The following is a 20,309-nucleotide window of genomic DNA, read 5'->3' on the forward strand; positions in this document are numbered from 1 at the left end:
CTCAGACGCCCAGGAACGCCACCGCGGCATCCTTGAACGCCCGGCTGGTGACCACGTTGGTGTGGTTGCGCCCGGGCACCAGGAGCTGCTCGGCGAGCCCGCCCACCCGGCCGGCGAGGGCGGCGAGTTCGGGCAGGGACACAGCGCGTTCGTCCTTGTCCCCGGCCACAAGCAGCACCGGCATGTGCGGCGCGGCCTCGGCGGGATCGAACGGCTCGCCCTTGATGGCTTCGATGAGGGACAGCAGCGCAAACAGGTCGTTGCCGGGGACCAGCTGGGCCATCTTCAGCAGCCCCGCCGTCGACTCGTCCTCGATGGGTGTGCCGTCGGCCAAGTGCTTCTGCGCGGCCACGAGGTCGAACGCCGCAAGCGGGTCGGCATTGCTGGGCCCGCCCAGGACCATCCGGTGCACCAGCTCGGACTGCGTGGCGCCGAATTCCCAGGCAAGGCGCGAGCCCAGCGAGTATCCGATCACGTCAAGGCCCGTGGACGGGTCGCCGTCGCGCAGCGGGCGGGCACCGGAGTCGATCACGATCTGCAGCAGATCCGCCCGGATGCGGCTGGGGGAGTAGGAGTCCAGGTCCTCCGGGGAACCGCTCTGGCCGTGGCCGGGAAGGTCAACGGTGATGACGCGGCGGCCGGCCTCCTGGAGCCTGGCGATCCAGCCGGCGTCGGCCCAGTTCAGTTTGCTGGAGGAGGAGAAACCGTGGATCAGCAGGACGGGGCGCAGCCCGGCGTCGGTGGCGGGTTCGTGGACCTCAACGAACAATCCCGGGTCGGTGCCCTCGACGGTGTGGTGGAGTTCCACTGTATGCCTGCCGGTCATGGTGTCAGTCCTCATCAAGTACGGCGCTCAGGCGGACCCGGCGCTTGGGTGCGTCATCCTTCGGAACAGTGCCCACGATGCCGGCGGTGTTGTCCGGAACCTCAAACACAATCAGCGGCTCGCCGACGTTGATCGTGTCACCGGGCGCCCCGTGAATACGCACCACTTTACCTGCCTGCGGGCTGGGCAGTTCGAGGGCCGACTTGCTGGTTTCGAGCTCCACGAGCGGCTGGTTGCGCTCCACCTGGTCGCCCGGCGACACGAGCCAGTCCAGCACGGTTGCCTCGATGAGGCCTTCGCCGAGATCGGGCAGGGGGAAAGAGATTTCAGCCACGGCGGTACTCCAGTACGCGTTGGATCCCAAAAAGGATGCGGTCGATGTTCGGAAGGTATTCGTCCTCCAGGTCGCCGGAGGGGTAGGGCACGTCGAAGCCGGTCACGCGCTCCACGGGGGCCTTGAGGGTGTCGAAGCAGCCCTGCGTGATGAGTTGGGCGACTTCGGCGCCGAGGCCGGAGGTCAGGGGGGCTTCATGGACGACGACGGCGCGCCGCGTCTTTCCCACGGACGCCACCAGTGCGGGGGCGTCGATCGGCTTGAGCCAGCGCAGGTCCAGGACCTCGACGTCGATCCCGTCTTCCGCTGCGAGCTCGGCCACCTGCAGGCAGCGGGCAACCATGGCGCCCCACGCCACGAGCGTTACGTGGCGGCCCTCCCGGACCACCCGCGCCCCGGTGAGTCCCGCCCACGGTGCCGCACCCGCATAGGCTGTGCCGGCGTCGGGAGTTTCCGAAGCAAAGGTGACCGGCCCCTTCTGCCAGTAGCGCGATTTTGGTTCCATGAAAATGACCGGATCCGGGCGGGAGGCGGCGTACGTGAGCAGGTGGTAGGCGTCATGCGGGTCCGACGGCGAGACCACCTTGAGCCCGGGAACGTGCGCGAAGAGCGCTTCGAGGCTTTCGCCGTGGTGCTCGGGGGCGCGGATGCCGCCGAAGCTGGGAACCCGCAGCGTGATCGGCATGGGCAGGGTGCCGCGGCTGCGGTAGTTCATCCGCGCAATCTGGCACACGATCTGGTTGATGGCCGGGTAGGCGAAGCCGTCGAACTGGACCTCCGGGATGGGGTGGAAGCCGGCCATGGCCAGGCCCACGGACATGCCCAGGATGCCGGATTCGGCCAGCGGGGTATCGAATACCCGGCCTTCGCCGTGCTTCGCCTGCAGGCCGTCCGTGATGCGGAAGACACCGCCCAGCCGGCCGCAGTCCTCGCCGAAGACCACCGTCCTGGGGTTGGCGGCAAGGATTTCGTCAAGGGCCCGGTTGAGGGCCTGCTGCATGGACAGCTGCTGTACGGGTGCTTCGCCTGCCGCTGTCGTTTCGCGGGTGGCGGTGATGGTCTCAGACATGTTCGGACTCCTCGCGCCACGCGGCGGCCTGGGATTCAAGGGCGGGGGTGGTTTCCTGGAAGACGAGATCGAACATCTCGGAGCCGGGCCGGGGGCCAAGGGCCTCAATGCCGGCGCGGATGGCTTCCTCTTCGGCCGTGGCGGCCTCGTGGGCTGCCGCGATGAATGCTTCATCCGCGACGCCGTCGGCCAGCAGGCGCTTGCGGAAACGCTCCAACGGGTCTTCGCCGGCGTCGATCCGCTCGTCATCCAGCGTGCGGTACCGGCCGGGGTCATCGGCGGTGGAATGCGGGCCGCGGCGGTACGTCATTGCTTCGATCACCACGGGGCCCTTGCCCGAGCGGGCGTGGGCGAAGGCGTTGCGGGTGGCCTCGAACACGGCCACCACATCGTTGCCGTCAACCTGGACCGCTGGGATGCCATAGCCGGCGGCGCGGGTTGCCACGGAACCGCCAGCCACCTGGCGCTCGGTGGGCACGGAGATCGCCCAGCCGTTGTTCTGGATGAAGAACACCACGGGCGCCTTCATGACGGCGGCGAAGTTCATGGCCTCGTGGACATCCCCCTGTGAGGACGCGCCGTCGCCGAAGTACGTCAGCGCCACGCCGAGGTGGCCGGCTGGCAGCCCCGCCAGCGTCTGGCCATGTGCCCAGCCGACGGCGTGGAGCACCGAGCCGGCCACCACGGCCTGGATGGGGGCGAAGCGGGATTCCAGCGGCTTGTACAGGCCGCCGTGCCAGGTGGCCTTGTGCGTGGACATGTAGCCCACCATGTCCACGCCCATGGCCCGGGCAACGCCCATTTCGCGGTATGTGGGGAACACGAAGTCCCGGGCCTTGTCCACGGCGTAGCCGCTGCCAACCTGGGCGGCTTCCTGGCCGAGCTCGGGGGCGTAGCCGGGGATGATTCCCTGGCGCTGCCAGGCAACGGCGGAGGTGTCCAGATGGCGTACGGCCGCCATCAGGGAGTACAGCTCGCGCAGCTCGTCCTGCGTGAGTGGCGCCGCGTCGTCGACGGCTGCAAGGGTGGGCTTGGTATCCATGGCTGTGACCCTAGTCACTGGATTTGGGTGTGCGCAACAAGCGCATCAAAAGCAGCGCACTTTGTGCAATTTGGGCACAAGAAAGCGTCCCTCACGGTACAAATTGTGAGGGACGCTTTCGATGTGGTGAACAAACGCTATTGCGCCGCCCTGGCCGCCTTCACCTTGGCGTTGATGAAGCAGCCGGCTGCGATGAGGAGGATCAGCAGGAACGTGCCGATCAGCTGCCCGGCGCTCTCGGCGTTGGAGAAGCCGACCACGAAGATCAGGCCCAGCAGGGCCAGCCCGAAGACGGTCAGGTGCGGGAAGCCCTTCATGCGCAGCGGCAGCTCGGTGCCCTCGCGGTCGGCGCGGCGGCGCAGGATCAGCTGCGACACCAGCGCCGTGCCCCAGACCACCAGGCAGGTGGAGCCCACCAGGTTGAGCAGGGCCGGCAGCACGCGGTCCGGGAAGAGGAGCTCCAGGACGGTGGCGATGAAGCCGAAGGCAACCGAAACGCCGACGGCGGCGGCCGGTACCTTGGCGCCGCTCAGCCGGGACAGGAAGCCGGGGGCTTCGCCGCGCTCGGACAGCGAGAAGATCATCCGGGAGGCGCCGTACAGGTTGGCGTTCAACGCTGAGAGCAGGGCGACGACGGCCACCAGGGTGATAGCGGCGCCCGCACCCGGGATGTTGGCAAGGTCAAGCACGCCGGCGAATGGCGACTTCAGGCCCTCGGAGCCCACGGGGAGCGCTGCGGCGATAACGAAGACGGAGCCGATGTAGAAGACCAGGATGCGCCAGACGACCGTGCGGATCGCCTTGCCGACGCTGTGGGCGGGATCCTCAGTTTCGGCAGCGGCAACGCTGACAATCTCGGTGCCGCCGAAGGCGAAGATCACCACAAACAGGGCCGCTGCGATGCCGCCAAGGCCGGAGGGGGCGAAGTTGCCGAAGCTGGCCAAGCCCGGGGAGGTCACGCCGGGGAGCCATCCGAACAGTAGGGCCGCGCCGATGGCCAGGAAGATCACGATGGCGGCGACCTTGAGAATGGCGAACCAGAACTCGAATTCGCCGAAGTTCCGCACGCCCACGAGGTTGATGCCGGTGAACACCACCATGAAGACCAAGGCCAGTACCCAAACGGGGACTACCGGCCAGACGGAGAACAGCAGGCCTGCGGCGCCGAGGGCTTCGGCCGCGATGACGACGACCAGTTGGACCCACCAGAGCCAACCGATGGTGGACCCTGCGGTCTTGCCCATGGCCTTTTCGGCGTAGACGGAGAATGCGCCGCTGTTGGGGTTGGCGGCAGCCATCTCGCCGAGGGCCCACATGACCAGAATGATCAGGGTGCCGGCGACGAGGTAGGAGATCAGGACGGCCGGGCCGGCAGCCTGGACGCCTGCTCCCGAACCGAGAAAGAGGCCCGCGCCGATGGCGCTGCCCAGTCCCATCATGGTGAGCTGGCGTGGCTTGAGTGAGTGACCGAGGCCTGTTGACGGCGCGGGAGCCGCGATGGACGTCGTTGTCATGCGTGTCTACCTTCTATGGATTACATGGTGGGGATGACCGTGCCGGCCTCATGGGCTGAGCAGGTGCGGCAAGACGACACTGCCAATGTCGTGGAATAATTCTCGCAGTTTGTAAGATACATCACTTTCAGCGGATGCGATGTGATGTGTGTTGATCCCCGGCGACAGGAACTTTGATGATAGTCGATGCACTTGATGCAAAAATTGTACGTTTCTTCACCGATTCTCCGCGAGCCTCGGTCCTTGAAGCTTCCAGGGTACTGAAGGTGGCAAGGGCCACCATCCAGTCAAGGCTGGACCGCATGATCGAATCCGGAGTCATTGGATCCTGGGTCCCGCAGCCGGACCCGGCGAACTTCGGATTCCCCGTGGTGGCATTCTGTTCGGTGACCATCACCCAGGAGATCGGCCACGACGCCGTGATCCAAGGCCTGAGCGCGATTCCGGAAATCATTGAAATCCATACCGTCACCGGCAACTCCGACCTCATGGTCCGGATCGCGGCGCGGTCCAACCCGGACATGCAGCGTGTCCTCGACGCGATGATCGCCACCAAGTCCGTGCTGCGGTGCTCCTCGGTGATCGTGCTGAACAGCCATATCCAGGGCCGCACCTTGCCGTTACTGGAAGCCGCCGCCGCGTCCGTGTGACGCAGGGCATTTTGCCTTGCGCGCGCCCGGCCGTATCATTAGTTCCAGTCAAAATGACTATAACTAGCGAAGCGGGGTGAATGCGGGGGTGAACACCGTGAATGCAGGCTCGGCCAATGTTGCAGAACGCAGGCTCGCGCCGCCGTCGTTGGCTATTTCCACGGTGATCTTCGCCCTGCGGCCGAGCGAAAGCTCCGGCCGGCCCACCCTGTGGCTGCCGCTCGTGCAGCGCATCCGCGAGCCCTTCCGGGGCATGTGGGCCCTCCCCGGCGGCCCCTTACGGCACGACGAATCCCTCCAGGACGCGGCCTCGCGGAACCTGCGCGAAACCACGTCCCTTGCCCCGGAATACCTCGAGCAGCTTTACGCCTTCGGCGGCCTGCACCGCTCGCCGAGCCAGCGCGTGGTCTCCATCGTCTACTGGGCCCTGGTCCGGCCCACCGAGGCCGCCCTCGCCGAGGAATCCGAGAACGTCCAATGGTTCCGCGCTGACCGCCTCGGCGAGCTGGCCTTCGACCACAACGCCATCGTGGACTACGCCCTCTGGCGGCTGCGCAACAAGATGGCCTACGGCTCCATCGCCTACCACCTGCTGGGGGAGTTCTTCACCCTCGCCCAGGTCCGCGAAGTGTATGAGGCCGTGCTGGACCGCCAGCTGGACCCGGCCAACTTCCGCCGCCAGATCAAAGCCACACCGGAAATCGAAGAAACCGGTGAATACCTGCAGGGCGGAAAACACCGTCCGCCACGCCTCTACCGCTTCACCGGCACGCCCGGCCTCGGGCCAGACAACAGGAGTACACCATGAGCAGCGTCAACACTGCCGTCCAGCTGATCACGCGGGAAGAATCCGAAAAGGGCCTCTCCGCCGCCGGAGCCACGTGCAGCCCTGCCCTGGCCAAGGGTCCGTGGGAATACGACCTCGCCGAATCCCTGGCCGGTACCCCGGCCTACGGCCCCGGTGCCTCCAGCAGTGACGTCGCGCCCAAGGCGACGCCGCGCCAGGGCCAGCTGCCCGAACAATACAAGCTCGCCAGCGACGACGAGCTCGACGTGCGCATCCGTGCCGCCAAGGAAAAGCTCGGCGACCGCGCCGTCATCCTGGGCCACTTCTACCAGCGCGACGAAGTCATCCAGTACGCCGACTTCGTGGGCGACTCCTTCCAGTTGGCCAACGCCGCCCTCACCAAGCCCGACGCCGAAGCCATCATCTTCTGCGGCGTGCACTTCATGGCCGAGACCGCTGACATCCTCTCCACCCCGGAACAGGCCGTGATCCTGCCCAACCTCGCCGCCGGCTGCTCCATGGCGGACATGGCAGACGAAGACTCCGTGGAGGAGTGCTGGGAGCAGCTCGAGGAGATCTTCGGCACCGAGCCCGACGCCGACGGCCGCGTCCCCGTCATCCCGGTCACCTACATGAACTCCTCCGCCGCGCTGAAGGCTTTCTGCGGCCGCAACGGCGGCATTGTCTGCACCTCCTCCAACGCCAAGGTGGTTCTGGAATGGGCCTTCGAACGGGGCCAGCGCGTCCTGTTCTTCCCGGACCAGCACCTGGGCCGCAACACCGCCAAGGCCATGGGCGTGCCGCTGGAGCAGATGCCCATGTGGAACCCGCGCAAGGAACTGGGCGGCAACGACGAACAGGCCCTGCTCGATTCCCGCGTCATCCTGTGGCACGGCTTCTGCTCGGTCCACAAGCGCTTCAACGTGGGCCAGATCGAAAAGGCGCGCGCCGAGTTCCCCGGCGTCAACGTGATCGTCCACCCGGAGTGCCCCATGGAGGTGGTGGACGCCGCCGATTCCGCCGGTTCCACCGACTTCATCAAGAAGGCCATCGCCGCGGCCACCGAGCCCACCACCTTCGCGATCGGCACCGAGGTCAACATGGTGAACCGCCTGGCCGCCGAATACCCGCAGCACACCATCTTCTGCCTGGACCCGGTCATCTGCCCGTGCTCCACGATGTACCGCATCCACCCCGGCTACCTCGCCTGGGTCCTGGAAGAGCTCGTGGAAGGGCACATCGTCAACCGCATCACCGTTGACGACTCCGTGCAGGACAACGCCAAGATTGCGCTCGAGCGCATGCTGGCCTCCCGCCCGCTGTAACGCATCCACCTGTAACGCCCGCACCTGCCGGACCCGGCCCTTCAGACCACCGCCGAAATGAGCCTCACATGACCACAGAGAGCCTTGCGGACAGCCCGCAGCGCACGCGGCTGATCGTCGTCGGGAGCGGCATCGCGGGACTGTACTCCGCGCTGCTGGCGGCCGAAGCCGGCGCGGAGGTGGTGCTGCTGAGCAAGGGCGCCCTCACGGACAGCAATACCTACTACGCCCAAGGCGGCATCTCCGCCGTCCTGGACGAGCCCGCGGCCGGGGACACCGTGGCCGCGCACATCGCGGACACCCTCAAGGCCGGGGCCGGGCACTGCAACGAGGACGCTGTCCGCGTGCTCTGCACGGAGGCGCGCCTGGACATTGCCGGGCTGGAGCGCTTCGGCGTGCGATTCGACCTGGACGACGACGGCGATCCCTCGCTGGGGCTCGAAGCCGCGCATTCCGCGCCGCGGATCCTGCACGCCGGCGGCGATGCAACCGGCGCCGGCGTGGCCCGGGCACTCATCCGGACCGTCTTGGATGCCCAGGCCGCGGGGAGGATCCAGGTGATCGGGGACGCCCAGGTGACCGCCCTGCAGCAGGACGAAGGCCGGGTGGTGGGCGTTGACTTCCTTCGCGACGGCCGCGTCCACGGCCTGCAGGGCGACGCCGTGCTGCTCGCCACCGGGGGAGCGGGACAGCTGTTCGCGCAGACCACCAACCCCGCCGTGGCCACCGCCGACGGGCTGGCGCTCGCCTGGCGGGCCGGAGCCGCGGTGGCGGACCTTGAGTTCTTCCAGTTCCACCCCACCTGCATGGTGCCGCCGGCCGCTGCCCTCGAGGCCGACCCGCTGCTCATCTCCGAAGCCGTCCGCGGCGAAGGCGCCGTCCTGCTCGACGCCAACGGCGAGCGCTTCATGCCCGACTACCACCCCGACGCCGAACTCGCCCCGCGCGACGTCGTCTCCCGCAGCATCGCCCTGCACCTCGCCACGCTGGGCGACCCCAACGGCCACGTGTTCCTCGACGCCATGGCGGTGGAGGACCGGCACGGCCAGGGCTTCCTCGAGAAGCGTTTCCCCACCATCAGCGAACGCACCCGCCAGGCCGGCGTCGACTGGACCCGGGAACTCGTTCCCGTGGCGCCCGCGGCGCACTACTGGATGGGTGGTGTGGTGACGGACCTCCACGGCCGGACCTCGGTGCCTGGGCTGCTGGCTGCCGGCGAGGTTGCTTGCACCGGGGTGCAGGGGGCTAACCGGCTGGCCAGCAACTCCTTGCTCGAAGGGTTGGTGTTCGGGCGGCGGGCCGTTGCTGCATTCCTGGAGGGCAGTCCCACAGGTCCCTCGGCGCCTGCGCTCCCGCCTCGCACCGGCGATCGCCTCGCAAGCTCGGCGGCCGGTTCGGGCGCTCACGCGACAACGGCGCTTTCGGGACCTCTGGAACTGCCGGACGTATTCGACGGCGCCCCCGCGCCCATTGCTTGGCAGTTTGAGACTGTTCCGTCGCCTGGGCCTCGGGAAATGTCCTTTGCTGAGCCGGAGCCGTTTTCTCGGGGAGCTCTTCGGCGGTTGATGACGGCGAAGGCCGGAGTGCTCCGTGATGGGGGGTTGTTGCGGGAGGCCGCGGGCGATCTTGGGTCTTGGGCCGCCGTCGAGCTTCCCGAAAGCGTCCCGTTCTCCGCGGACCCACGGGAGCATCAGGACGCCAATCTCCTTCTGGCCGCGCAACTGCTGGTTCACGCCGCCCAGGAACGCCGCGCGTCCCTCGGCGCGCACTACCGCAGCGACAACCGGCCCCAGGCCGCCGCCGTCGACGATTTTGACAAGCGTTACATCATGAGCCGGAAAGCGAGCCTCGTCAATGACTAGCCTGACCCTCCCCGCAGCACCCGTCCGGGACATCCTGGAGCGTGCCTTCGCGGAGGACGCACCCAGCGGAGACATCACCTCCCAGCTGCTGATCCCGGCCGGGGCCCGGGCCACCGCCGTGCTCAACGCCCGGGTGCCCGGCGTGTTCAGCGGCGGTACCGTGTTCCGCGACGCCATGAAGCTCGCGGACCCGGACACCGAGGTGGTACTGCTGCTCGCGGACGGTGAAGCGTTCGACGCCGGAACGCACCTCGCGCGCGTCACCGGCAGCGCCCGCTCAGTGCTGCTGGCCGAACGCGTAGGCTTGAACTTGGTACAGCGCATGAGCGCCATCGCCACCAAGACGGCGGAATTCGTCCGGCTCGTCGAAGGCACCAAGGCCCGCATCACCGATACCCGCAAGACCACCCCCGGCCTGCGGGTGCTGGAACGCTACGCCGTGCGCTGCGGCGGCGGAGCCAACCACCGCTACAGCCTCTCCGACGCCGTGCTGGCCAAGGACAACCACTTGGCCGTCATGACCGGCGGTGATCCCGCAAAGCTGACCGAACTGCTCGCCGCTGCGAAGGCCCAGCTGGGGCACACCACCCACTTCGAGGTGGAGGTGGACAGCGCCGAGCAGATCGAGCCTGTCCTCGCCGCCGGCGTGGACACCATCATGCTGGACAACTTCACCCTCGCCGAGCTCCGTGCCGGCGTCAAGCAGGTGGACGGACGCGCCATCGTGGAAGCCAGCGGGAACGTCAACCTCGGCACCGTGGCGGACATCGCCGCCGCGGGCGTGGACGTCATCTCGGTCGGCGGCCTTACCCACAGCGTGGCCGCGCTCGACCTGGGCCTCGACGTCGAACTGAGGGCCGGCTGACACGGCCATGATCTTCCTCGATGCCGCCGCCACCACGCCGGTCCGCCGCGAAGTCCTCGAGGCCATGTGGCCCTACCTGAGCGGCGAATTCGGCAACCCCTCCAGCCACCACACCCTGGGGGAGGCGGCGGCCTCCGCGCTCGCCGGGGCCCGTGCGGCCGTGGCCAAGGTCTTGGGCTGCCGCCCGGGCGAGGTCACCTTCACCTCCGGCGGCACGGAGGCGGACAACCTGGCCCTCAAGGGCGTCGCCCTGGCCCGGCAGTCCGCGGACCCGGCGCTCAACCGTGTGGTGATCAGCGCCGTCGAGCATCCCGCAGTGGAGGAATCGGCGCGGTATCTGGAACGGATCCATGGCTTTGCTGTGGACGTGCTTCCCGTGGGCGCCGACGGGCGGGTTTCCGTGGAGGCCCTGCGGGCCATGCTGCGGCCGGAGACCGCGCTGGTGAGCATCATGTACGCCAACAACGAGGTGGGCACCGTGCAGCCCGTGGCCGAACTGGCCGCCGTGGCCGCTGAACACGGCGTGCCGTTCCACACGGACGCGGTGCAGGCCGCCGGCTGGATGCCGCTCGATGTCAAGGCCCTCGGAGTCGATGCCCTGAGCATCTCGGGTCACAAGCTCGGCGCGCCCAAGGGATCGGGCGTGCTGTACGTCCGCGGCCGGGTCCGGGTGGAGCCGCTGGTGCACGGCGGCGGGCAGGAGCGCGGCCGACGATCGGGAACCGAAAACGTTGCCGGTGCCGTGGCACTCGCCACCGCGCTGACGCTCGCCCACGCCGAACGGCCGGAACTCGCCGCCCGCGTGGCCGGACTCCGCGAACGCTTCATCGCCAGCGTCCTGGACACGGTTCCCGGCGCCCTGCTCACCGGACACCGCACGGAGCGGCTGCCGTCGGTTGCCTCCTTCTGTTTCCCCGGCACCAGCGGCGAATCCGTGCTGCTGGAGCTCGAACGGCTCGGCGTGGTCTGCTCCAGCGGATCGGCGTGTGCCGCGGGCTCGGATGCGCCGTCGCACGTGCTTCTGGCGCTGGGCCTGGAGGCGGAGGTGGCGCAGACGGCCGTGCGCTTCAGCTTCAACTCGACGGTGACCGCAGACGAACTGGAGCAGGCCGTGGCAGCCGTGCAGACCGCCGTCGGGGCCGTGCAGGGGCTCGGCACGCGCTGACCAGTCGCTTGGGGGCAGCCGACGGCTCAGACGTGCCGGGCGCGCCGGAAGATCCAGTGCCGCAGCAGCGTGAACCGCACCGCCGTCGCAAGGAAGCCGGACAACGTGGTGGTCCAGAGCTCCTCCGTAACGGTGGCTTCGGGCCGGAGCCAGTGCAGGATCCCCAGGCTGCCGCCCGTGATGACCAAGGCAATCGCAATCACGATCAGGCCATTGAGGTGGTCGCGCATCCGTTTCCGGCTGCCCGTGATCTTGAAGGTCAGCCGGCGGTTCAGGGCGGTGTTCATAACCGAGGTGATGATCAGCGCGGCCGCGTTGGCGAGCTGCGGATCAATCCACTGGCGGAGCAGGGCGTACAGGGCCAAGGACGTTGCGGTGCAGATGAGGCCGACGCCGGTGAAGCGCAGCAGCTGCCGCACGGCCGGATAGCGGAGGATGCCGCTGCGGCGTTTGCGTGGGGCTTTACCGGGAGACTCCAGCAGCTGTGTGGTCTCCGCGGCCGTCTCCATGGCTTAAGCCTGACATATCAGGCGGGGGTTTCCTCCCAGGAGGCGGCCTTGACCGGGTTGCTGAGTTCGCCGATGCCCTCAACCCGGCACACCACGGTGTCTCCGGGCTGGATGCGGGCGCACTCGGCGGGGAAGCCGGTGAGCACCAGATCGCCGGGCTGCAGGGTCATGAAGGAGCTCAGGTAGACCAGGATTTCGTCCACTTTCCAGCCGAGGTCGGCGCTGCTGGCGGCCTTCAGTTCCGTGCCGTTGTGGACGATGCCGATCGTCAACTCCGAATCGTCGAGTTCCGTGACGATCCACGGTCCCGCCGGGGTGAAGGTGTCCTGGCTCTTGGCGCTGATCCACAGCTCGTCCGATTTCTGCAGATCGCGCGCTGAGACGTCGTTGCCGATGGTGAAGCCCAGGATGGCGCTGCGGGCGGTCTCCAGCGTGAGGCCGCGGACAGCACGGCCGACGATGACGGTCAGTTCAGCTTCCGGGTCCACGTAGCCCACCGTGGAGCTCAGCTCGATGGCCTCGCCCGGGCCGATCACGCTGGATGCTGCCTTGTGGAACGCCTGCGCCGGGAGATCGCGCCCGGGCTGCCCGGTGTTGTGGGCCATGCCGAAGACGTTCACCGGGACCGACGGCGCCAGGAACGTGAACGAGTCCTGGTCCACCACGGTGCCGGTCTCCCAGCCAGGCCGGGCCGGGCTGTTGGCGTTCGCGCGGGAGCCTGCGAAGGGGGAGTCGACGACCGTCCAGGCCCGGCCAGCCTCGGAGGCGAAGTCCGGGGCGTCGTTCGCCACGAAGAAGTGCTCATCGGGGGCAGCCGCGGAGAGCGGGCGGACACGGGCAATGCGGCGGGGGGCGCTGGCAGTCATGAAGACATCCTACGTCCTCCGCTGCGTTGTGAGGCCTCCTTTACGTTCCAAGAACCATCCCAAGGACGCAGAGCGGGCCTCACAAGTAGTTCAACGCAGCGCCGCGGAGCCGAACGCCACGCTGAAGCGGTCGCACCAGAGCACCACCGTGGTCAGCCCGGAGAGGTCAGTGCCGGGCGGCACGGCATAGTTCTGGTTGCCGTGCGTCGCCTTGATGAGGCCAAGATCCAGGTAACTGCCTGAGCGGTACTTGAACCAGTCCCCGCCCGCCTCCAGGCTGCTGAGCCAGATCTTCACGTCCGGCCCGTCGCTGCTGGCCAGGTTCTCGAGCCGTACCACGTGGCTGCCGTCGGGCAGCCTGAGCAGGCTCGCCGTGCCAGTGGTTGTGTGTTCCTGGGACTGGAAGGCCCCGCTGGAAAGGACCGTCGGGGTTTGGGCTGGGGTTTGCGTTGGTGCCGCCGCGCCTGGCTCGGGGACTGCTGGGCCGGATGATGCCGGCGCCGGCGCCGACGCCGTCGCGGACACGGCGCTGCCCGGCAAGGCTTCGTCAACCATGCTGCTGGTAAAGATTCTCCATGGCTGGAACAGTGCAGCGCCAACCACGAGTGCAACGAGCAGCAGGACGCCGATCGCCGCGCTGGTGAGCCTGTGCCTGCGGATGGCCGCTCCGATTCGGGACCTCATGGTTCAAGGCTAGGCGCGGGAGGCATCCCGTGGGGGCGTCAAAGATTACCGTCCGCTTACCGTTGCGGGGCCCGCTCTGCGTGCTTGGCATGACCGCATGGACGCAGAGCGGGCCTCACAACGCAAGCTACAACGCGGGGTACAGCTCACCCACGGGGATCTCCGCAGCGAGCCGGTTGTCCGGGCCAGCCAGGGGGCAGGCCCATGCTTCGTTGTAGGCGCAGGACGGGTTGTACGCAAAGTTGAAGTCCAGGATGAACTCCTGGGCGCCGTCGGATCCGCGGACGCCGTGGAAGGCGCCTTTGACGGTGTCCAGCAGGTACCGGCCGGCACCGTAGCTTCCACCCGCCCTACCGGCCGTGGCGTCCCGGAACGGGAGGAAAATGCCGCCGCCGTAACTGCGGAGCCGCCAGACGGCCAGCGGCCCCAGGCCGGGAAGCTCGAACGTGCCCAGCCGGACAAACGGCACCACGCCGTCGGTGCCGGTCTGGACGTTCATTTCCTGCCCGGATCCCTCGGCCGAGAGGACCGCGTGCAGCCTGAACGCCGGATCGTAGTCGGCCGTGCGCAGCCCAGAAAACTCCGCTTTCATGGCCGGTGTCAGGGCGGAGGCAGGATGCGTGGCGAACATGCGGTCCCGCTCCTGGCGCCAGTAAACATGGGCCTCGAAAGGGTCCGTCGCGGCGATCCGGCGGACGGCGTCGTAGAGGGCGAATGTCCGCAGCCGCCAGTCGATAATATCGACGGCGGAGATCCCCGCAACGCTGTACTCGTCCTCATCAAGATGATCGGGAGCCATGCTTCCAGCCTAGTCCCGGAAGCGGGCCGTGCCGGAGTAGGTCTCGGACGGGCAGACGGGTCTCCCGTCAGTGAAGGACGCGTTGGTACTGAGGTACGTCGAACAAAGCCCGGAATTCGCAAACGTCCAGCGGATGCTACTGTCTCTGAAGGTCAATCTGTAGTCAGCGGTTGACCGATCAAGAAGACAATGGCGACATCGGGGGCTGTCGTGCCGCACCACACCCCGGAGATCCATGGAACGCAACGTTTCTGCCAAGCTGCTATTCAAGACCGTCGCCGACACCAAAGTGGCCATGGCCATCGCAGTCGCGAGCAACCCGGGCTACGAATCACTGACTGAGACCCTGTCCATCACGGTGGACGGGCATGACGTTCCCTTCGCGGAACTCACGGACCACCATGGCGGGCGCTTCCAGTACATGGAGTTTGCCGAGCCCAGCGAAGTCACCGTGGACTACCAGGCAACGGTGGTGGGCTTTGGTGCCCCGGACGAATCCTCACGTATGGAACTCATCAGGTACGTGCGCCCCAGCCGCTATGCCGAATCGGACCGGCTGCTGCCCACGTCCTACGCCGAATTCGGCGGGCTGCGCGGCGAAGAGCTGCTCCAGGCAGTCCGCGACTGGGTCAACGGCGAACTCCGGTACGTCAGCGGTTCCTCACGCGGAACCGACGGCGCCGTGGAGACGCTGCTGCACCGCAGAGGCGTTTGCCGCGACTTCGCGCACCTGGCCATCGCGCTGCTGCGCTCCAAGGACGTCCCGGCGCGCCTCACCGCCGTCTACGCTCCCGGGCTGAGCCCCATGGACTTCCACGCCGTGGCCGAGGCACACATCAACGGCGCCTGGCACGTCATCGACCCCACCGGGCTTGCGCCCCGGGAGTCAATGCTCCGCATCACCGCCGGACGCGACTCCTCGGACACCGCCTTCCTGTCCACGGTGGGCGGAAGCCTGTCGCTCAAGACCCTGAAGGTTACCGCCGAGGTGGCCGGCGAACAGCCGGAAGAAGATCCGGCCAAGCTCGTCGTCCTGCACTAAATCCAGTACTGGGCCCGGCGGGCCCCCGCCCCGCCGCCGGCGTCAGTGGCCGCTGACCGAGGCCCGCAGCTTTTCCGTCAGGCGCAGCAATTCGCGCTGCTCGGCGGGCGTCAGGGCCGGCGCCACCAGCTCCGCGATGTCCCGGACGTGCTCGCGGCCGATCGTCTTCTGCAGCTCGAGGCCCGCCTCGGTGAGTTCGAGCAGGACCCCGCGGCCGTCGTCGGGAGCTACTCCCCGGGCCACCAGCCCGCGCTTCTCAAGGCGGTCCATCAGGCGGCTCAGGCTGGACTGGCTCAACAGGACCTTGTCGTTGATCTCGTTGAGGCGCAGCTTGCCGGACGGGCAGCGAGAGAGCGTGAAGAGGACGTCGTACTCCTTGGCCGGCATCTTCTTGAAGGCCGGTGCGGACTGTAGCCGGCGCATTACCGCCACCTGGGAACGGAATAGCGCTTCCCAGGTTTCGGCGGCGAGGCGCACGGTGGAGGAGGACGGCTGGCCGGACATCAGGCGTCACGCCCGGTGGTTTCGACCACGGAATCGACGCGCGCTGCCAGGGCTGCTGCGACGCGCGAGGCGTGCGTGGGGGCATCCGGCACGTGGGCGGGCTTGAGGGCGGCGTATTCCTTGCGCAGCACCGGGAGGACTTCATCGCCGAACAGGTCAAGCTGCTCCAGGACGGTCTTCAGCGGCAGGCCGGCGTGGTCCACCAGGAACAGCTGGCGCTGGTAGTCGCCGAAGTGCTCCCGGAAGGTGAGCGTCTTCTCGATGACTTCCTGGGGGCTGCCCACGGTCAGCGGCGTCTGCGAGGTGAAGTCCTCCAGGGACGGGCCGTGGCCGTAGACGGGCGCGTTGTCGAAGTACGGCCGGAATTCCTTGACGGCATCCTGGGAGTTCTTGCGCATGAAGAACTGCCCGCCCAGGCCCACGATCGCCTGGTCCGCCTTGCCGTGGCCGTAGTGCTCGTAGCGCTCACGGTACAGGCCGATCAGTTGCTGGTAGTGCTCCTTGGGCCAGAAGATGTTGTTGGCGAAGAAGCCGTCGCCGTAGTACGCGGCCAGTTCGGCGATCTGCGGGCTGCGGATGGAGCCGTGCCAGACGAAGGGAGCCACGCCGTCCAGCGGGCGCGGTGTGGAGGTGAAGTTCTGCAGCGGGGTGCGGTACTTGCCGCTCCAGTTGACGGTGTCCTCGTCCCAGAGGCGGCGCAGCAGCGAGTAGTTCTCGACGGCGAGTTCGATCCCGTCCTGGATGTTCTTGCCGAACCAGGGGTACACCGGGGCGGTGTTGCCGCGGCCCATGATGAGGTCCACGCGGCCGTCCGCCAGGTGCTGGAGCATGGCGAAATCCTCGGCGATCTTCACGGGGTCGTTCGTGGTGATCAGCGTGGTGGAGGTGGACAGCGTGATGCGTTCCGTCTGCGCAGCGATGTAGGCCAGGGTGGTGCTGGGGGACGAGGAGAAGAAGGGGCGGTTGTGGTGCTCGCCGATGGCGTAGACATCCATGCCGATCTCTTCGACCTTCTTGGCAATTGCCACGGAGGCCTTGATGCGCTCGTTCTCCGTGGGTGTGTGGCCCGTGGTGGGGTCAGTGGTGATGTCACTGACGCTGAAAATACCGATCTCCATGGTGTGCCTTCCTGCCTGCCCGCTTGTGCCGGGTTCTTCCAACAGTGTATCCCAGATAGATGCATTTGCATGTATCACTGCTTGCAACAGGGCTGCCGGGGGATTTGTTCCCGGTGGTGGCGGCTATTCGGCGGGGGCGGTGGCCGCGCGGCGGCCGGTAACCTTGGGAATCATCCCGGTGGTCCAGTCGAGATACTCTTCGTCCTCGTCGCCGCCGGGCATGACCTCCGGGAGCTCCTTCATCGAGCGCAGCAGGGCCCGCTTCTCGCGCCGGCCCTCCACCAGCTTGTAGAGCACCGGCACCAGCACCAGGGTCAGCGCGGTGGAGGACACCAGCCCGCCGATCACCACGATCGCCAGCGGCTGCGAAATGAAGCCGCCGCTGCCCGTCAGGCCCAGGGCCATGGGCGTCAGGGCAAAGACCGTGGCCAGCGCGGTCATGAGGATGGGCCGCAGGCGCTGGCGGGCGCCGTGCGTGATGGCCTCGGCCACGTCCATACCCGGCCGGCCGCCATGCGGTTTGCGGTACTGGTTGATGAGGTCGATCAGCACGATCGCATTGGTGACCACGATGCCCACCAGCATCAGCATGCCGATCAGCGACGGCAGGCCCAGCGGGATGCCGGTCAGGAGCAGCAGCCCCACGGCCCCGGTCGCCGCGAACGGCACGGACACGAGCAGGATGAGCGGCTGCACCAGGGACTTGAAGGCCGCCACCATGATGACGTACACAATGGCGATAGCAGCCAGCAGGGCGAGCCCCAGCTGCCGGAAGGATTCGGCCTGCTGCGTGGTGGCGCCGCCGATTGCGGCAGTCACGCCCGGTGGAAGCTCCACCGACTTCAGGCGCTCCTGCACGGCGGAGCTGACGGCCCCCAGATTCCCGCCCGACGGCGTCACGGTCACCTTGGCGGTCCGCTGGCCGTTGCTGCTGGTGATGGACACCGGAGTGTCCACCTGTTCGACGGCGGCGATGCTGTCCAGCGCCACCCCGCCGCCCGCCGTCGGGATCTTGAGCCCGCGCACCGCGGCGATGCTGGTGAAACGGGTTCCCTCGCCGATCTGCACGGGGAGATCGTTGGTGCTGATGCGGACGGTCCCGGCCGGGACGGGGCTGACCGTGGCGGCGAGGAATCCGGCCACCTGGTCCTCGCTGAGCCCGGCCGCGACCGCTTTCGCGCGGTCCACGCGGACCTGCACCACGGACTGGCTGGCCGCGAGGTTGCTGGAGACCTCGGTGCTGCCGGGGACGCCCTCCATGGCCTTGACCATGGTGTCGCTGGCGGTCTTCAGGTCCGCGGCGGTGGCGGCGTTGATGGTGATGTCCACGGTGGAGGACGTGCCGAAGCCGCCCTGCTGTGCGCCGACGGTGACCTTCCCGGCGGCGCCTTCCAGCCGGGAACGGACCTCGTCCTGGAGATTTTTCTGCTTGGCCTTCTCGTCCGTGACCACGGTGAAGTTCGAGTTGGAGCTTCCGGTGGACGTGAGCGCGGTGAAGCCGGTCTGGGCGTTGCCCGAGGTCACCTGCACGTTCTGGATGCCGTCGATGCCGCGCAGGATCTCTTCCACCTTGGTGGCCTCGGCGCTGGTGGCCTCCAGGCTGGTGCCGGCCGGCAGGACCTGCCGCACGGTCATGCTGTTCTCGCCCGAGCGGCCCAGCAGATCGGTCGCCAGCAACGGGGACAGGGCGGCCGTGCCGGCCAGGACCAGCGCGGCGGCCGTCAAGGTGATGACGGGGTGCTTCTGGGTGGTGGCGAGGACCGGAAGGTAGCCGCGCTGCAGCAGGCTGCGCTGCTCCGCCTCGTGGGCCTTCGCCTCGGTCTCCTTGGCAGTCTCCTTGGCGCCCTCAGTGGTGCCCGGCGCCGGCGACTTGAGGAACCAGTAGGCCAGGACCGGAACAATCGTCAGGGCAACCAGCAACGAGGACAGCAATGCAATGGTGACGGTCAGCGCGAAGGGTCGGAACAGCTCCCCGGCCAGGTCGCCCACGAAGGCGATGGGCAGGAAGACGGCCACCGTGGTGAGCGTGGAGGCAGTGATGGCGCCGGCCACTTCACGGATCGACGTGAGGATGGCCGTGAGCTTGTGCTCGCCGTAGCTGAGGTGGCGCTTGATGTTTTCGATGACCACGATCGAGTCGTCCACCACGCGGCCGATCGCGATGGTGAGCGCGCCGAGGGTCAGGATGTTGAGCGAATACCCGGTAGCCGAGATCCCGATGAACGTGATCAGCAGCGAGAGGGGGATCGAGACCGCCGTGACCAGGGTGGAGCGGACGGACAGCAGGAAGACCAGGATGACGGCAACGGCGAAGCCCAGGCCCAGGAGGCCCTCCGTGGTGAGGTCCTTGATGGATTTCTCGATGAAGGGGGCCTGGTCGAACACGGGGGTGAAGCGGGCGTTCGAGCCGAGTTCGGCTTCCATCTGCGCCATAGAGTCCTTGACCGCGTGCGAAATCGCCACGGTGTCGCCCTCGGGCTTCTTCGTCACGGACAGGGCAAGGGTGGGCTTGCCGTTGGTCCGGGTGATGGAGGTCTGCGCGTCGTCCTGGAGGCTGACATCGGCCACGGTCCCGATGGTGGCCGCGTCCTTGGCGCCGGCGAGGGGCAGGCCCTTGATGACGTCGAGCGAATCCACCGGGCTGCCCAGCTGCAGGGACAGGGACTTGCCTTGTTCCTTGATGGTGCCCACGGGGACCAGGGCGCCGTTGTTCTTCAGCGCGTTGCCGAGGGACTGAACGGTGGCGCCCTTGGCGGCCATGTCCGCAGGCCGGGGCTTGATGAGGATGTGCTGGCGGGCGCCGCCGGTCACATCGGCTCCCCGCACGCCGTCGATCTTCTGCAGCCGCGGCACGCTGAGGCGCAGCAGGTCCGCGTTCAGCTCGCTGAGCGGCTTGTCCGAGGAGACCGCCAGGAAGACGATCGGGAAGTCGCTGATGTTGCCGGCAATGGATTGGGGCTCGACGCCGGCTGGCAGGACTCGCTTGGCGTTGGAGATGGCCCGGTCAATCTGGTTGCGTGCACGGTCCAGGTTCGAACCGTAGGTAAAGACCATGGTGATCTGCGAAACGCCGCTGCGGGACGTGGACGTAGTGGACTCGAGGCCCTCGACGCCGTTGAGCGCGGTTTCCAGCGGGCGGCCCAGCTGCGCGTCCACCACCTCCGGCGATGCACCGGCCATGGCGGTCACCACGGTGATCTGCGGGAACTCGATCGAAGGGATGAGCTCCTGCTTGAGGGAGCTCATGGTGATCACGCCGAACACCGCCGCAAAGACGGTGATCAGCGCGATCAGGGCCCGGTTTGCCAGCGACAGTCGTGCCAGGCGGAACATTGCATCAGCTCCTGG

General features: G+C 67.6%; 19 protein-coding genes. 7 read left to right on the forward strand and 12 right to left on the reverse strand.

Annotated features, from left to right (window positions below):
- Position 1: 1 nt before the first annotated feature.
- From J1902_RS03090 to J1902_RS03110, 5 genes are all read right to left on the reverse strand, one after another.
- On the reverse strand, positions 2–826 hold the full coding sequence (locus tag J1902_RS03090) for an alpha/beta fold hydrolase (RefSeq protein WP_207614786.1): 825 nt from the start codon (positions 824–826) through the stop codon (positions 2–4).
- 4 nt (positions 827–830) lie between these two features.
- On the reverse strand, positions 831–1,160 hold the full coding sequence (locus tag J1902_RS03095; RefSeq protein WP_207614787.1) for a biotin/lipoyl-containing protein: 330 nt from the start codon (positions 1,158–1,160) through the stop codon (positions 831–833).
- Positions 1,153–2,229: an alpha-ketoacid dehydrogenase subunit beta gene (locus J1902_RS03100; RefSeq protein ID WP_207614788.1), complete on the reverse strand. Its 1,077-nt coding sequence runs from the start codon at positions 2,227–2,229 to the stop codon at positions 1,153–1,155. The genes J1902_RS03095 and J1902_RS03100 overlap by 8 nt, the downstream gene beginning before the upstream one ends.
- Positions 2,222–3,271 carry a thiamine pyrophosphate-dependent enzyme gene (locus J1902_RS03105; protein ID WP_207614789.1) on the reverse strand — a complete coding sequence of 350 codons (1,050 nt, stop codon included), beginning with the start codon at positions 3,269–3,271 and terminating at the stop codon, positions 2,222–2,224. The genes J1902_RS03100 and J1902_RS03105 overlap by 8 nt, the downstream gene beginning before the upstream one ends.
- Before the next feature lie 137 nt (positions 3,272–3,408).
- Positions 3,409–4,785 (reverse strand): amino acid permease, encoded by a 1,377-nt coding sequence (locus tag J1902_RS03110; protein WP_207614790.1) that lies wholly within the window; start codon positions 4,783–4,785, stop codon positions 3,409–3,411.
- Between the two features lie 176 nt (positions 4,786–4,961).
- Between J1902_RS03110 and J1902_RS03115 the strand changes: the two genes are divergently transcribed.
- The 6 genes from J1902_RS03115 to J1902_RS03140 all read left to right on the forward strand — a co-directional run bounded on the left by J1902_RS03115 (position 4,962) and on the right by J1902_RS03140 (position 11,439).
- Positions 4,962–5,435 (forward strand): Lrp/AsnC family transcriptional regulator, encoded by a 474-nt coding sequence (locus J1902_RS03115; RefSeq protein WP_207614791.1) that lies wholly within the window; start codon positions 4,962–4,964, stop codon positions 5,433–5,435.
- 88 nt (positions 5,436–5,523) lie between these two features.
- Positions 5,524–6,243: an NUDIX hydrolase gene (locus J1902_RS03120; protein ID WP_207614792.1), complete on the forward strand. Its 720-nt coding sequence runs from the start codon at positions 5,524–5,526 to the stop codon at positions 6,241–6,243.
- Positions 6,240–7,547 carry a quinolinate synthase NadA gene (gene nadA / locus J1902_RS03125; protein ID WP_207614793.1) on the forward strand — a complete coding sequence of 436 codons (1,308 nt, stop codon included), beginning with the start codon at positions 6,240–6,242 and terminating at the stop codon, positions 7,545–7,547. Before J1902_RS03120 ends, nadA begins: the two co-directional genes overlap by 4 nt.
- A gap of 68 nt (positions 7,548–7,615) precedes the next feature.
- Positions 7,616–9,409 carry an L-aspartate oxidase gene (nadB, locus tag J1902_RS03130; protein ID WP_207614794.1) on the forward strand — a complete coding sequence of 598 codons (1,794 nt, stop codon included), beginning with the start codon at positions 7,616–7,618 and terminating at the stop codon, positions 9,407–9,409.
- Positions 9,402–10,274, forward strand: coding sequence for a carboxylating nicotinate-nucleotide diphosphorylase (gene nadC, locus J1902_RS03135; protein WP_207614795.1), 873 nt, complete (start codon positions 9,402–9,404; stop codon positions 10,272–10,274). Before nadB ends, nadC begins: the two co-directional genes overlap by 8 nt.
- A gap of 7 nt (positions 10,275–10,281) precedes the next feature.
- Positions 10,282–11,439, forward strand: coding sequence for a cysteine desulfurase family protein (locus tag J1902_RS03140; protein ID WP_207614796.1), 1,158 nt, complete (start codon positions 10,282–10,284; stop codon positions 11,437–11,439).
- Between the two features lie 26 nt (positions 11,440–11,465).
- Here the strand turns inward: J1902_RS03140 and J1902_RS03145 are convergent, their stop codons facing one another.
- From J1902_RS03145 to J1902_RS03160, 4 genes are all read right to left on the reverse strand, one after another.
- Positions 11,466–11,948 (reverse strand): GtrA family protein, encoded by a 483-nt coding sequence (locus tag J1902_RS03145; protein ID WP_207614797.1) that lies wholly within the window; start codon positions 11,946–11,948, stop codon positions 11,466–11,468.
- A gap of 17 nt (positions 11,949–11,965) precedes the next feature.
- Positions 11,966–12,814, reverse strand: coding sequence for a fumarylacetoacetate hydrolase family protein (locus J1902_RS03150; protein ID WP_207614798.1), 849 nt, complete (start codon positions 12,812–12,814; stop codon positions 11,966–11,968).
- A gap of 90 nt (positions 12,815–12,904) precedes the next feature.
- Complete coding sequence (locus tag J1902_RS03155) at positions 12,905–13,498, reverse strand: DM13 domain-containing protein (protein WP_207614799.1); 594 nt, start codon at positions 13,496–13,498, stop codon at positions 12,905–12,907.
- 127 nt (positions 13,499–13,625) lie between these two features.
- Positions 13,626–14,297 carry a DUF1684 domain-containing protein gene (locus tag J1902_RS03160; protein WP_207614800.1) on the reverse strand — a complete coding sequence of 224 codons (672 nt, stop codon included), beginning with the start codon at positions 14,295–14,297 and terminating at the stop codon, positions 13,626–13,628.
- Between the two features lie 235 nt (positions 14,298–14,532).
- On the opposite strand from J1902_RS03160, the gene J1902_RS03165 reads away from it, so the two are divergent.
- Positions 14,533–15,339: a transglutaminase-like domain-containing protein gene (locus J1902_RS03165; RefSeq protein WP_207614801.1), complete on the forward strand. Its 807-nt coding sequence runs from the start codon at positions 14,533–14,535 to the stop codon at positions 15,337–15,339.
- A gap of 42 nt (positions 15,340–15,381) precedes the next feature.
- Here the strand turns inward: J1902_RS03165 and J1902_RS03170 are convergent, their stop codons facing one another.
- From J1902_RS03170 to J1902_RS03180, 3 genes are all read right to left on the reverse strand, one after another.
- Positions 15,382–15,843 (reverse strand): MarR family winged helix-turn-helix transcriptional regulator, encoded by a 462-nt coding sequence (locus J1902_RS03170; protein ID WP_207614802.1) that lies wholly within the window; start codon positions 15,841–15,843, stop codon positions 15,382–15,384.
- Complete coding sequence (locus tag J1902_RS03175) at positions 15,843–16,961, reverse strand: LLM class flavin-dependent oxidoreductase (protein WP_207614803.1); 1,119 nt, start codon at positions 16,959–16,961, stop codon at positions 15,843–15,845. Before J1902_RS03175 ends, J1902_RS03170 begins: the two co-directional genes overlap by 1 nt.
- Positions 16,962–17,084: 123 nt before the next feature.
- A complete protein-coding gene (locus J1902_RS03180; RefSeq protein WP_207614804.1) occupies positions 17,085–20,294 on the reverse strand; it encodes an efflux RND transporter permease subunit in 3,210 nt (1,069 codons plus the stop codon).
- Between the last annotated feature and the right edge of the window lie 15 nt (positions 20,295–20,309).

Source organism: Arthrobacter cavernae (assembly GCF_017368795.1).
Lineage (GTDB): Bacteria > Actinomycetota > Actinomycetes > Actinomycetales > Micrococcaceae > Arthrobacter > Arthrobacter cavernae.

What these genes read in the sequence shown, in the direction of transcription:
- J1902_RS03090 (WP_207614786.1), bottom strand. Translation starts at nt 826, where the DNA reads ATGACCGGCAGGCATACAGTGGAACTCCACCACACCGTCGAGGGCACC.
- J1902_RS03100 (WP_207614788.1), bottom strand. Translation starts at nt 2,229, where the DNA reads ATGTCTGAGACCATCACCGCCACCCGCGAAACGACAGCGGCAGGCGAA.
- J1902_RS03105 (WP_207614789.1), bottom strand. Translation starts at nt 3,271, where the DNA reads ATGGATACCAAGCCCACCCTTGCAGCCGTCGACGACGCGGCGCCACTC.
- J1902_RS03110 (WP_207614790.1), bottom strand. Translation starts at nt 4,785, where the DNA reads ATGACAACGACGTCCATCGCGGCTCCCGCGCCGTCAACAGGCCTCGGT.
- J1902_RS03115 (WP_207614791.1), top strand. Translation starts at nt 4,962, where the DNA reads ATGATAGTCGATGCACTTGATGCAAAAATTGTACGTTTCTTCACCGAT.
- nadA (WP_207614793.1), top strand. Translation starts at nt 6,240, where the DNA reads ATGAGCAGCGTCAACACTGCCGTCCAGCTGATCACGCGGGAAGAATCC.
- nadB (WP_207614794.1), top strand. Translation starts at nt 7,616, where the DNA reads ATGACCACAGAGAGCCTTGCGGACAGCCCGCAGCGCACGCGGCTGATC.
- nadC (WP_207614795.1), top strand. Translation starts at nt 9,402, where the DNA reads ATGACTAGCCTGACCCTCCCCGCAGCACCCGTCCGGGACATCCTGGAG.
- J1902_RS03140 (WP_207614796.1), top strand. Translation starts at nt 10,282, where the DNA reads ATGATCTTCCTCGATGCCGCCGCCACCACGCCGGTCCGCCGCGAAGTC.
- J1902_RS03145 (WP_207614797.1), bottom strand. Translation starts at nt 11,948, where the DNA reads ATGGAGACGGCCGCGGAGACCACACAGCTGCTGGAGTCTCCCGGTAAA.
- J1902_RS03150 (WP_207614798.1), bottom strand. Translation starts at nt 12,814, where the DNA reads ATGACTGCCAGCGCCCCCCGCCGCATTGCCCGTGTCCGCCCGCTCTCC.
- J1902_RS03155 (WP_207614799.1), bottom strand. Translation starts at nt 13,498, where the DNA reads ATGAGGTCCCGAATCGGAGCGGCCATCCGCAGGCACAGGCTCACCAGC.
- J1902_RS03160 (WP_207614800.1), bottom strand. Translation starts at nt 14,297, where the DNA reads ATGGCTCCCGATCATCTTGATGAGGACGAGTACAGCGTTGCGGGGATC.
- J1902_RS03165 (WP_207614801.1), top strand. Translation starts at nt 14,533, where the DNA reads ATGGAACGCAACGTTTCTGCCAAGCTGCTATTCAAGACCGTCGCCGAC.
- J1902_RS03170 (WP_207614802.1), bottom strand. Translation starts at nt 15,843, where the DNA reads ATGTCCGGCCAGCCGTCCTCCTCCACCGTGCGCCTCGCCGCCGAAACC.
- J1902_RS03175 (WP_207614803.1), bottom strand. Translation starts at nt 16,961, where the DNA reads ATGGAGATCGGTATTTTCAGCGTCAGTGACATCACCACTGACCCCACC.
- J1902_RS03180 (WP_207614804.1), bottom strand. Translation starts at nt 20,294, where the DNA reads ATGTTCCGCCTGGCACGACTGTCGCTGGCAAACCGGGCCCTGATCGCG.